This window comes from Nocardia sp. NPDC101769 (genome assembly GCF_044766925.1).
GTDB lineage: Bacteria > Actinomycetota > Actinomycetes > Mycobacteriales > Mycobacteriaceae > Nocardia.
Map to the genome: position 1 here is coordinate 21,037 of NZ_JBIWMX010000049.1, position 11,744 is coordinate 32,780.

The 11,744-nt window shown below is 65.7% G+C and carries 10 protein-coding genes, 2 tRNA genes and 1 pseudogene; 5 read left to right on the forward strand and 8 right to left on the reverse strand.

Features of this window, described 5'->3' with window-relative positions:
- Positions 1-63: 63 nt before the first annotated feature.
- Both ACIRRA_RS41670 and mihF read right to left on the reverse strand, forming a co-directional pair.
- Positions 64-148 (reverse strand) — tRNA-Leu (locus ACIRRA_RS41670).
- 139 nt (positions 149-287) lie between these two features.
- On the reverse strand, positions 288-602 hold the full coding sequence (gene mihF / locus ACIRRA_RS41675; RefSeq protein ID WP_357005822.1) for an integration host factor, actinobacterial type: 315 nt from the start codon (positions 600-602) through the stop codon (positions 288-290).
- 274 nt (positions 603-876) lie between these two features.
- On the opposite strand from mihF, the gene ACIRRA_RS41680 reads away from it, so the two are divergent.
- A complete protein-coding gene (locus tag ACIRRA_RS41680) occupies positions 877-1,710 on the forward strand; it encodes a tetratricopeptide repeat protein (protein WP_402780234.1) in 834 nt (277 codons plus the stop codon).
- Positions 1,711-1,719: 9 nt separating this feature from the next.
- Here ACIRRA_RS41680 and ACIRRA_RS41685 read toward each other — a convergent pair whose 3' ends face one another.
- Positions 1,720-3,990 carry an ATP-binding cassette domain-containing protein gene (locus ACIRRA_RS41685; protein ID WP_402780236.1) on the reverse strand — a complete coding sequence of 757 codons (2,271 nt, stop codon included), beginning with the start codon at positions 3,988-3,990 and terminating at the stop codon, positions 1,720-1,722.
- A gap of 176 nt (positions 3,991-4,166) precedes the next feature.
- Between ACIRRA_RS41685 and ACIRRA_RS41690 the strand changes: the two genes are divergently transcribed.
- Together ACIRRA_RS41690 and ACIRRA_RS41695 are read left to right on the forward strand one after the other, a co-directional pair.
- Positions 4,167-4,475 (forward strand): hypothetical protein, encoded by a 309-nt coding sequence (locus ACIRRA_RS41690; RefSeq protein ID WP_402780238.1) that lies wholly within the window; start codon positions 4,167-4,169, stop codon positions 4,473-4,475.
- Between the two features lie 96 nt (positions 4,476-4,571).
- Positions 4,572-4,656: transfer RNA gene (locus ACIRRA_RS41695), tRNA-Leu, on the forward strand.
- A 66-nt stretch (positions 4,657-4,722) separates the two neighbouring features.
- On the opposite strand, the gene ACIRRA_RS41700 is transcribed toward ACIRRA_RS41695, so the two are convergent.
- Both ACIRRA_RS41700 and ACIRRA_RS41705 read right to left on the reverse strand, forming a co-directional pair.
- Positions 4,723-5,184, reverse strand: a complete 462-nt coding sequence (locus ACIRRA_RS41700; RefSeq protein WP_402780240.1) for a hypothetical protein — start codon at positions 5,182-5,184, stop codon at positions 4,723-4,725.
- A gap of 547 nt (positions 5,185-5,731) precedes the next feature.
- Complete coding sequence (locus ACIRRA_RS41705) at positions 5,732-8,359, reverse strand: hypothetical protein (protein ID WP_402780242.1); 2,628 nt, start codon at positions 8,357-8,359, stop codon at positions 5,732-5,734.
- Between ACIRRA_RS41705 and ACIRRA_RS41710 the strand changes: the two genes are divergently transcribed.
- Entirely contained in the window at positions 8,334-10,202 is a 1,869-nt protein-coding gene (locus ACIRRA_RS41710) for a hypothetical protein (RefSeq protein ID WP_402780244.1), read from the forward strand. The two genes, ACIRRA_RS41705 and ACIRRA_RS41710, sit on opposite strands and share 26 nt — an antisense overlap.
- Positions 10,203-10,240: 38 nt before the next feature.
- Here ACIRRA_RS41710 and ACIRRA_RS41715 read toward each other — a convergent pair whose 3' ends face one another.
- Positions 10,241-10,792, reverse strand: a complete 552-nt coding sequence (locus ACIRRA_RS41715; protein ID WP_402780246.1) for a DUF4334 domain-containing protein — start codon at positions 10,790-10,792, stop codon at positions 10,241-10,243.
- Between ACIRRA_RS41715 and ACIRRA_RS41720 the strand changes: the two genes are divergently transcribed.
- Positions 10,791-11,285, forward strand: coding sequence for a hypothetical protein (locus tag ACIRRA_RS41720; RefSeq protein WP_402780248.1), 495 nt, complete (start codon positions 10,791-10,793; stop codon positions 11,283-11,285). The genes ACIRRA_RS41715 and ACIRRA_RS41720 overlap by 2 nt on opposite strands.
- Here the strand turns inward: ACIRRA_RS41720 and ACIRRA_RS41725 are convergent.
- Complete coding sequence (locus ACIRRA_RS41725; protein ID WP_402780250.1) at positions 11,266-11,571, reverse strand: antibiotic biosynthesis monooxygenase family protein; 306 nt, start codon at positions 11,569-11,571, stop codon at positions 11,266-11,268. The two genes, ACIRRA_RS41720 and ACIRRA_RS41725, sit on opposite strands and share 20 nt — an antisense overlap.
- Positions 11,572-11,598: 27 nt before the next feature.
- Positions 11,599-11,744, reverse strand: a pseudogene (locus tag ACIRRA_RS41730) (IS5/IS1182 family transposase); the annotation flags it as partial.

Consider the following 11,744-nt stretch of genomic DNA (forward strand, 5'->3'; position numbering starts at 1 on the left):
CCGGTCCTCAGACGCAAAAATGGCGGCCGGGTGGCCGCCATATTGTTGTTCAGTTGGTACTTGTGTCCGGAGGGGGACTTGAACCCCCACGCCCTAATACGGGCACTAGCACCTCAAGCTAGCGCGTCTGCCATTCCGCCACCCGGACCGGTGATGCTCAGCAAGGTTATCGGATCGGACCGCCTGGACCAAATCGGTCGATGTCCTGCGCGTTCACCGAGGACTCGGAGGCGGTGGGAGTGGTTGCCGCCGGGCCGGTTCGCGACCCGGCAGGCCACCCCCCGATCTCAAACCTTCAGCGCCTCCAGCAGCGCGGCACGCTGCCGGGAACCCAGGCCTCCGATGCGGCGGTCGGCGGGGATCTCGGCCTCGTCCATCAGCTTGGCCGCCTTGACCGGGCCGATGCCCGGGAGCGCCTTGATGACCGCCGCCACCTTCGTCTTCTTGACCAGGTCCTCCTTGTCGGCGCGCTTGAGCACGTCGGCCAGGCTGACCGACCCCTTCTTGACCTGCGCGATGAGTTCCGAGCGGGCCTTGCGAACCGCCGCGGCCTTCGCCAGCGCCTCGGAGCGTTGTTCGGGGGTCATGGTGGGCAGAGCCATATGTCCTTACCTTTCACTCGTTCGCTGGTACGTCGCCGACGATTCAACATGACACCGGGCCCTCCGCAAGTACGACACACCGCGTGGACGTGGCCTACACGTCGATCGACCGGCGAAATGCGGACACCGGGCATTGGTCGCACTCTCGAAAGTACACCGGTCATGCGACCAGGAGTTTGCTGGATCGCGGAGCTGGCAAATCCGGGCCGCGGCGGGTGGCCTCGGTACTACGGTGGGCCCGAACATCACCGGGCACCGGCGGAAGGCGGGGCAGATGCAGGGGTCGTATTCGTACGCCGAGCCGGGCACGACCGAACCAACGCTGGCGGACCGATACGACAGCGCAGACCCCGTGACCTGGAACGGAGCGCAGGTCTACCCCCTGCACTCGGAAGGTGTCGGCGGCTCCCCCACCACGGTCCGGCTGACCCTGCGCAGCGCCGCCCCGCGCCCCGGCGTGCGCAGCCTGGGTATCGGGCTCGCCGTGGAGCGCGGACATGTGTTGCTGGAGGGCCGCCGGCTCAGGGGGGTTGACGTCTGGAGTGATGCCATGTCGGGCGGCATCGAGCTGCAGGTGTGCCCGGCCGAGACCCATGCCGCCATCACCCTCACCCCCGTCTGGGTGGACGACACCGAGGCCACCGTCTCCTGGACCGGCAACTACGGCATCCTCATCGCCCGCGAACCCGCCGTGACGGTCCTGCACTGCAGCACCGGCGTCGGCCCGCCCGACTTCGGCGAACTGGTCGTGGAACTCGTCATCGGCCCTACCCCGCCGCGCCCGGCCCCGCCCACTGAGGCCAGCCGCTACCAGAACGCGCTCTACGACCTGGGCGTGGCCATGCAGCGCCGGGGCGACGAGGAGCAGGCCAGCCAACTATGGACGCAGGCAGCCGAATTCGGTCATCCGGCCGCCGCTTACGATCTCGGTGTCTTCCGCTATCGCCGGGGCGATTTCACCGAGGCCGAGCACTGGTGGCGCGCTGCCGCCACCCACGGCGACCCCCGGGCCATGGCCGGTCTCGCCGAACTCCTCGATCGCCGCGGCAATCCCAGCGAAGCCAGGCTGTGGCGGGCCGCCAGCACCGCGGACGATCAGTACCCGTGACGCTTTTCGTCAGGCGGACCTGTAGCGGCGCAAATACTCCCCTGTCAACGAGGCCGGGTCGGTGAGCAGTTCGGCGGGAGTGCCGGTGAACACGACCTCGCCGCCGTTCTTACCGCCGTCGGGCCCGAGGTCGATGACCCAGTCCGCGTGTGCGACCACGTCCAGGTTGTGTTCGATGACCACGACGGTGTTCCCGCGCTCGACCAGGCTGTCCATGAGCGTGAGCAGGGTGTCGACATCGGACATGTGCAGGCCGGTGGTGGGTTCGTCGAGGACGTAGACCGTTCCGGTGTTCTGCAGCTGCGTCGCGAGTTTGATGCGCTGGCGTTCGCCGCCGGAGAGGGTGCTCATGGCCTGGCCCAGGCTCAGGTAGTCCAGGCCGACCTCGTTCATGGTGCGCAACTTGGCATTCAGCGCCTTCTCGGGGAAGAACTCCACGGCCGCCTCGGCGGAGAGCTCGAGGACGTCGGCAATCGACTTGCCGCGCAGGGTGAGCGCGAGGACCCGATCGGAAAACCGCCGCCCGTCACAGGACTCGCAGTGGGTGGTGACCGGGTCCATGTAGGCGATCTCGGTGATGATGACGCCGCGGCCGCCGCATTCGGTGCAGGCGCCGTCGGAGTTGAAGCTGAACAGGCCGGCCGGTTCGCCGGTCGCCTTGGCGAACAGCTTACGGATCGGATCCATGAGCCCGAGGTAGGTGGCGGGCGTGGACCGGGAGGACGCGGCGATGGCGGACTGGTCCACGAAGACCGATTCCGGGTAGCGGACCAGGAATTCATCGCGGATGAGGCTGCTCTTGCCCGAGCCCGCGACACCGGTGATGGCAGTCAGGATGCCGGTCGGAATGGCGACCGTGACATCTTTCAGGTTGTGCGCGTTGGCATTCGCCACCGTCAGCGCGCCCGTGGCGGACCGGAAGTTCTCCTTGACTCGGAAGTCGCGGCGCAATCCCGCTCCCGTGGGGGTGTCGGACTGCCGCAACTGGGCGAAACTGCCGGTGAAGACGACCTCGCCGCCGTGGACGCCCGCGCGCGGACCGACATCCACGATGTGGTCGGCGATCTGGATGACATCCGGATCGTGCTCGACGACCAGGACGGTATTGCCCTTGTCCCGCAGCGCCTCCAGCATGTGGTTGAGCCGCCCGACATCGCGCGGGTGCAGGCCGACGCTGGGTTCGTCGAAGATGTAGGTCATCCCGACCAGGGTGCTGCCCAGGTGCTTGATCATCTTCAGGCGCTGGCCCTCACCGCCGGACAGGGTCGAGGTGGCGCGATCCAGGCTCAGGTAGCCCAGCCCGATATCGGCGACGCGTTCGAGCGCGATTCGGGTGGCCGCGGCCAGCGGGACGGCGGCCGGGTCGTGGATCTCCCCGAGGACCTCGATCAGATCGGTGATCTGCAGCCGCGACCAGTCGGCGATATTGCGTCCATCGATGGCGGTGGCCAAGGCTTTCGGATTCAGTCGCGCCCCTTGGCAGGCCGGGCATACGCCCTCGGTGAGGAAGCGCTGAATCTGCTCGCGGGTCTTCTCCGACAGCCCCGAGGTGTCGCGCTTGAGCCGGGTGCGGGTGAATTTGTCGACCAGGCCTTCGTAATTGGCTTTCCAGGTGCCTTTCGCGAAAGACAATTCCACTTTGCCGCCGGTGCCATGCAGCAGGTCGTGCCATTCCGCGTCGTCGTAGTCGGCGAGTTTCTTGTCCGGGTCGAATCGTCCCGAGTTGACGTACATCTGCCAATCGCCGCTGCCGACGGTGTAGCCGGGCACCAGCAGTGCGCCCTCGTTGAGTGATTTCGTGCGGTCCACGAGTTTGCCCGGGTCGGCGGAGATGGCCACCCCGAGTCCGTCGCACTCTGTGCACATGCCCTGCGGGGTGTTGAAGGAGTAGTCGTAGACCAGTCCCGTGGACGGAGAACCGAAGCGCGCGAACAGGGCTCGGATCAGGGCGAAGATGTCGGTCATGGTGCCGACCGTGGAGCGCGGCCCGCCGCCGACCGCTTTCTGATCGATGATGACCGGCGCGGTGAGGTTCTCGATGGCCTCGGCGTGCGGGCGCTCGTAGCGCGGCAGGAAATTCAGGACGAAGGCCGGGAAGGTGGCGTAGAGCTGCCGCTGGGATTCGATGGCGATGGTGTCGAAAACGATGGAGGACTTGCCGGATCCGGAGACGCCGGTGAAGACGGTGATCTTGTTCTTGGGGATGTCGATCGAGACGTTGCGCAGGTTGTGCTCGCGGGCGCCGAGGATCCGAATGGTTTCGGTGGAGGCCAGGGACATGTCCCCCACCTTGCCAGGCGGCCCCCCCTCGATGTGCGGGGAAATGTGATGTGAATCACAGTGATTCGGATGGAATCTCCGGGTCCACCCCGGATTGCCGAACGGTCGCACCCATCTACAGTGGCGGTCGATCGCGCGGCCGACGCCGCCGCGCACGACCCACGAGGAACCGCATGATGAACACCGCGCGATGGACGGCCGTGGCGGCCGCCGCACTGGCCGTAGCCCTGCTCTCGGGTTGCTCGGATGTCGAGAAGGCCCTCAACAAGGGCGGCGACACCAAGTGCAGCGACTATCTCGCCCAGAACGCCGACGCCCAGCGCGTCACCATCACCAAATTCATCAAGCAGCAGACCGGCAACGACCACGAGCCCGCCGGCACCCAGGTGGACCTCTCCATGGCCGCCGTCCAGGGCCTCTGTCAGGTCCAGGCCAACAAGGACACCCCCATCAAGAACGCCAACCTGGCGGGCATCCTCCACTAGCTCCCCCAATCCCGCCCCCGCGCACCCTATTTCGCCTGGCCCAGGCCCGATTTCCGTTTCCGCCAACGTCTCCGCTAATCTTGTCCAGCATCACCGGTCCGGGTGGCGGAATGGCAGACGCGCTAGCTTGAGGTGCTAGTGCCCGTATTAGGGCGTGGGGGTTCAAGTCCCCCTCCGGACACAATCGGTACACACAGGATGCCGGTGGCGGAATTACTTCCGCTGCCGGCATTTTGTTTGGTCGAGGTCAATCCCAGGCGAGCTCCCAGACAGTGCTCAGGGTGCGTTCCACGGTGATCGCGACCCGGCCGTCGTCGGACAGTTGGATATCGGTCAGATTCGTGACCGAGTGCTCGGTGGCGCCGAACAGCTCGCCGCTCCGGATATCGAAGAGGCGCAGTCCGCTTCGGAACACGACGGCGAACGCGCCGTCCGCTGACAGGGCGGCCGCGCGCACCGGGCCTGGGCCGAGTGTGTGACCGGCTCGTTCTTCCTCCGGGTACCAGACGAGCTGGGAACCGCCCTCCCCGGTCAGCAATGCGACTCGGCCGTCGCGACTCATCTGCACCGCCACTACGGCACTGTCACCGAGCGGGGACCAGGTACCCAGCACGTCCCCGGCCACCGTGGTCCGGGTCAGCCGACCCGAGTCGGTGTCCAGTCGCGAGCCGTCGTACAGCAGAGTCGACGCGCGGGGATGCGTGGGCATGTCCCGAGCCGGCGTGATGTGTGCGGTGATGGTGTCCACCCACAGGCAGCCGGGACCAGGTCGGAGAGCAGACCGGACTTCCAGGCCAGCCGGTTGAGGTGGAACACCGCGTAGGGATGGACCGGATCCTGGCCGACCACCGTGGTCAGGATCCGGCGGGCCGCCTCGAGATCGCCCAACTCGACCCAGGACAGCGCCTCGTTGACGGCATTCTCGGACGATGGCGGTACGGCCGAGATGAGAGGCCGGCGCCTGTAGGTGCCGCCGAACATCCGTTGGTGGGCCACTGTCAACCGGTCGGCGACCGCGGCGATGTCGCGCGGCCGATGCTCGTGCGGCTGAAGACAATCCGTGAGAATGTCGGCGATTTCGAGGGTAGCGAGAAGTCGATCACGCAAACGCCCCTGGAATCATCCACGAGGACCTCGGCCCAGGGCAACGCCTCCGTCGTGTCTAACGTCGAATCACCCACCGAGAAAGCGGCTTTCGGTGACCGTCGCTCAACTCGACGGGGTCGTCGGTGTTGAACTTGTCGGTGCGATCCTCGCTATGCCCTTGGACGTCCGCGGCGGCATTCCCTCGCCCGAAGCTGGATAGTGCGGCTGGCGGCCTGGTAGATGATCCGGTCCAACTCTTTGGTCGCGGCCGGGGTCGGCATGGCGGTCAGGACCTCCAGCAGGTTCAGACCCCGTGCCGTGCCGGAGTTCCCGGAGCCCGACACGATCAAATCGCCCAGTTTGCGGACGGTTTCGTCACTGCCGAGCAGGGCGAGCGCGTGCAGCACCCAGCGATCCTTGGACGGTGCGGCGGCCAATTGCCAGGTGGTGAACAGGCCCCAGGCGAAGTCCGCCCGAGACTGCCACGTGGCCAGGGCCGCGACCTCGGCAATGGCGGGATGGTCGTGACCCGGCCCGGAAATGGCCAGCAGGGTGCAGAAGATCGTTACCGCCGATTCGGGCAAGACGTCGTGGCTGTCGCACAGGACGAGGGGCGGCAACCCGGCAGGGGAAAGCCACTGTGGCAGTGCGGGAATTGTCACCTTGGCAGGCTCGTCCAGAAGCGCGGCGATGGCGGCGGTGACGGTCTCGCCGTACTCGTTCGCGGCCGCCTCGAGCACGGCGCGATGGCCGGAGGTCGCGAGGAGTTGGAGTGCGGCGCGACCAATGCGCCGTCGCGCGGCGGACTCGTCGATGGACATACGCACCAGATCGGGTGCAGCTACCTCGATGTGCCGGTCGAACCAGGCGGTGGCGGTGTCATGATTGGTTTTCTTGGTGAGCAATTCGGCCATGAGCTCGCTGATCTCGGTGCCGGTGATCGGCATCAGCAGCCGGGCGCTGTATTTGAGATCCTTCTCGACCGTGCCCTTCACGAAGGGCAGTGCCACGAGGCCGTAACGGCCGAGCAGACTCCGTAGTTGATCGTCGAGGCAGTAGCCGTGGCTGACTGGCGGAGCGACCGGAAGGTAGTGCGCGGCAACGTCTTCGGGTGCGAGGGTGAGCAATCTCGGTAGGTCCGAGGGCCCCAGCCCGCTCTTTCGCTGACTCCAGGGCAGTTCAGTCAGCACCTCGCCGATGCACCGATACCAGTCGTTGTCATAGCGTGCGAACGCGTCCCGCATGTTGGGGTACATGATCATTTTCGCGCTCGCCCAGTCCTCTCGCTCGCCGGGAGCCCACGCCAAGGACATGGGAACCACCCGACGGATGCCGGGCACGATCACCGGGCGCGAACGCTTCGGCGCCGGGGGCTTCGGCGCGGTCCGAAGCACCTCGGGGAGGTGGTCGACCGGCACTTCCCGCCGCTTTCGCCCGCCGATGCCGAATTCGGATGCCAGTTCGGGGAATGCGGCCCGGTGCCCACGCAGCAGATCACCGACCCCGGGAGCGTTCGGATCGGCCGCCGCGAGCTGCCGCATCGCACGTCGCGGAAATCGTTGCGATGCTTTCAATGTCACCTTCGCGACCTGCCGATGGTCCAGCCGTCGGAGCAATAGTCCGAACGCTTCGTCGGTCGGGAATTCCGCCAGCACCGTGGCCAGGGTGGCGGCGGTGCGACTGTCGATCCCCCGTCGATCCAGCATCCCGGCCACAACTCGCGCCGCGCCGGGACCGACCTGGGTCGCGACATTGAACAGTCGATCCGACATGCCCCAGTTTCGCGTCTGCCAGTTGTATTGGTTGCCAACCACATCCCCTTTGTGCATCGCGGCCAGCCTGTCGACCTGCTCGGGCGTCGTCACGCATGCGCTGAGGAGCAATAGGGGCTTTCGGTAGTCGTTCCCGTGCAGCCGCGGGTCGGCGATGACAGTATCGAGCCACCGCTGATTGTCGGGGATCAGGTAGGACGCGGCCATCAAGGTCAGCGGCCACGGGTCGGCCTGCCGCAATTCGCCGAGACGTGCGGTGGCGGTGGCATATTCGTCGTCGGTGGCGTCGGCCAGATAGGTGCGCAGCCGAATCCACAGCTCCTCGGAGTAATCAGGGTTGGTCAGGCCGGGAACCTCGTGCAGCCGCCGCCCGTCCGCGACGGTGAACTGCCCCACCGAGACCGCGGCCTCGACCGCGAATTCGACACCGTGAGACAACCATCCGTCGACGACCAGTTCGGGCCAACCGTCGGGCCGGGTGACGTGACTCGTCCGCAGGATTCGCGCCGCTATGGCCGCTCCGCGTGGCGTGGGGTCACTGTTGTCGAGGTAGGCCATCCCCTCGGCCACCAGTTCGGGTTGTTGCAAGGCATTCGTGCTGACCGCGTGGTCCAGCTGGGAAGCGATCTCGGCGATCCAGTCCCGGAATTGTTTCGCCCCACCGGCGATATCCATGGGTCGACGCTTCGGCCCGAGTCCGCGGAAGGGTACTGCCTTGGCCCACCACGCGGCAGGCGGCTGCCAGGTGTTCTCATCGGTCTCGGGCGTGGGGGACATGTGATCTCCGGAGTGTTCGCGTAATCGGTTGGTGAGGAATGTATCCGGGAACGCCGACACGATTCGGGGCATGTCATATGGAATCGGGTTGTCGCCATCGTGTGCTTCGATATCGCCGACTCGAGCACGTGAACCGATGGGGGATGTGATGTACGCCGACTTGATGGCGCTGCCTGGCGATCTACAGCCGGAGGATCCATCTGTAGTGACGCGATCGCTGCGGATGATCTCCGACTTGCTGCGCGGCAACGCCGAAGTCGATCCGGACGAGCCGTGGGGGCATACCGGCGGCAGCAATACCTGGCTGCCCCTGCGTGAGGCCCCGGGGCCGGTCATCCTGCGCGCCCGCTCGCCGTTCACACCGGATACCGAGCGCGATCAACTGCTGGATCTGCTCGAAGCTTGGGCCGATTCGGTCTTCGCCGACCCGAACGTGGTTGTCCGAGCGGGACTTACCCGCACCAACCGGCCCGTGGTGTCCGGCCCCACCGGCACCGCGATCGTCGTCAGTGTGCCCGGGATGGGCGGCACAGCCAGATTCGTCGACCTGCGCCTGGACCAGGCCGACCCGCCCAGCCTCGGCGACGTTTTCGCCATTGCCGACCTGCCGCACGCGGGCATCGACGGCGACTGGGTGCGGGCCTTCGTGGCGTCGATGCGAGAACACGGCCCGGTCGCCACGGACGAGGCTGCCGCGCAACTGATCCAGGAGCGCACCGGACTGACACTCGCCGCGTCATCGCTGCTGATCAATGGCCGACCTGAGCCCAAACGTCTGCCTATCGCGAACACGTCCGATGCCACGGCGATAGCTGCCATGGGTCTCGATGCCTCGACGCGAGCCCAAGCCATAATCGAGCTGATCCGCAATCATCGCGGAAACACTTTGCCGACCATAGCCACTGCCGCACTGCCCGCGGCGCCGGAGGAATTCTGGGCACCCGGTGGCACCCTGTGTTTGGCGGAACGCCTCGGCGACGCCTGGGTCGCCCGGCACGGCCGTCGCACGGCGATTCCGGAAACCACCCTCGTGGCGGCCGCCCTGCTCGAGGACGAATTCCCGAATGGGTCCTACCCGGTGCCGCCCGCCGAATTGTGTTCCATCGTGGCCGCGCCCGATGCCCTTCCGGCGCTGACGAGTCCGTTCGACACCCGGCTCATGCGATTCGTCAACGGACATGCCGCCGCGCACAGCGACAACGAGCACCACCCGGTCTTCCGCGATACCTGGCGGGCGATCGCAGTGGTCTGCCGATGGGCGTACGCAAATCTGCCCGCGGGTGATCCGGTCCGTGCCGGAGTGCCGCGTACTTTCGAACTGCTGCGCACCCAGTTGCGACAGCCCGAAATGCTGGTCGGCATCGGCGAATTCCACATCGACAGGCTGAACAAGCTCATCGAATACGGCGGTGTGGAGCCCGTGCTGCGTCCGTCGGGCGCGCGACTTTACGACGACGGCGTCATTCTCGCCGTCGATCAAGGATCCACCCTGTGGGACTTGTTCGTTCGGCCGTCTCGGTACAGCCGGCCGGATCCGGCTCGCGGCGTCTCGTTTGCCAACCGGTACGACAGCGATCATGTCCTCGAGGAAATCGACTGGTTGCTCGGACCGGATTGTGACCGCATTATCGCCCGGATCGCCGCCGATGACCTGCCCGAGGGCGGGTTTGAAACCGATCCGCTCCTCGTCGTGCCCGAACTCATCGCCGAGGTCGCCGAGCACCTGGACCTCACGACCGACGCGGCGCGCCTCTATCTGCAATTGCTCGCGATACGCAAACCCACCGACCGTGAAGTCCGGGTGTGGAATAGCTGGAATACCAAGCAGCACAAGGCCGTCGAGGAGCAACTCATCGACCGGGGCCTCATCGTCCGGGACAAGACACGACGGGCGGGCCGCAGTGCGTTCCTGCCTGGCCACTGGTATCGCAAAGTCGGCTGGGAGGCCTGGAAACATAGCAACGCACGAACCCTCCACGCGGTCCGGGGCGGTGGACACGTGGAAATCGGAATCCGGACTCCCAGAAATAGCCTGCAGATGGTCTTCGCCGAACAGTGGCAACGCATTCTCGTCGGCGACGTTCCGCAATAGCGCGCCCGAGCTTCCGCTCGGCATCGCGACGTGCCCTATTATCGGCCAGCTTGGACCCGTTCAAGATAGAAGTATGCGTAGCGGCCATTATCGAGGGCGTTCTTGCCGTCCATGATGCCCATCACGGCGTGGTCGTCGATCTTCTTGAAATGGTCGTGAACGGGCTGCCCGTCGAAAACCATCGTTGCGGTGACCTCGCCGCGAAATTCCTCCATCCAGAGGCTGCCTTCGCCGTTCTCGGTGTTCGAGTATTTGTTTCCGTCAGCGTCCAAACAGACCAGAGGTTTCACGTCGGTGGCCGAATTGAAGGTCTTGCCGAACCAGTTGATGAGGGCCAACGTTCCGTTTTCCCGATGGCCGGTGTCGAACTCGCCACCTTCCCATTCACCGATCATGAAGTCGATGGTCACAGGCTCCAGCGTGGCCCAGAACTCGTCGAGCTCGGCGTCGGGGATGAGTAAACGCCGTGGTCCGGTCACAAGACGCTGTCCGGCGCGCTCCTTGAACTCGGAGAACTTCTTGCGGGCTAGATCGTTGCTCACGGTGCTCTCCAATCCAACGGCGGAGGCTTGTAAAGACCCTACCGCCATGCACCAGCACAAGCAGCTATCGGCAACTCTGGCTGAAGCGTTCATCGCGCAAGCGCTGCCACCAATTGCACAGGACACTCCTGGACTGAAGAGCCCGACCCGGCACCCCGTGGAGAGCGTGGTCCTGGTCGCCGCGATCGCGTGCCGCGTGCTGGATGCGGAACGCTCCGAGATGCACCTGCTGCGCGGCGCCGCGGCGGTGTCGCCGGAATTGGCCGCGATCGGCCAGAAGGAGCAGATGCGTTTCGAGCAGCAGGCTCCCGTGATCGACGTGCTCGTCGACTCGGGGCGGCTCGAGAACGGGCTCGACGTGCCGACCGCCCGCGACATCCTGTGGACGCTGTCGGGCCGCGAGACCTATCGCATGCTCGTCATCGAAAGAGGCTGGAGCTCTGAACGATACGAAGCCTGGCTGTCGGAGTTGCTGGTCGCGGCGCTGCTGCGCGATCGAGTCAGAGCGTGGGAATCTCCATTCACTGCTCGATGCCGGTGAGTACCTCATAGGTCGTCAGCCGATTGCCATCGATCGGAGCATGGTCGGGCCAGTGATGGGCGGCCTGGAACGCGTCGGACTCGAGATACGCGGAATACGCTCGCTCTTCGGTGAATTCCAGGATCGACAAGTAGCCGCGACCGAGCTCCGCGGGTCGTAGCAGGCGCGCTCCGCGCAGCCCGTCGACATCCTGCAGCGTGTCCCTCATGCTGGCAGCGAAGTTTCGCTCGAAGACGGCGCGGTTCTCATTCGCGACGAATAGTTCATTGATAACGACGAACATCATTACTCCTGGTGAATCAGTGAGCCTTTTTCATCCTCGTTCGGCCTGAAGCTCGTGGTCTTGTAGGACGTGGATGGCCTTGGCCAGCGTCCCGGCCTTGTGTGGGCAGCAGCGTAGCTTGTGCAGCACCTTCCAGCTCTTGAGCTGCGCGTTGGCGCGTTCGCCGCGGCCACGCA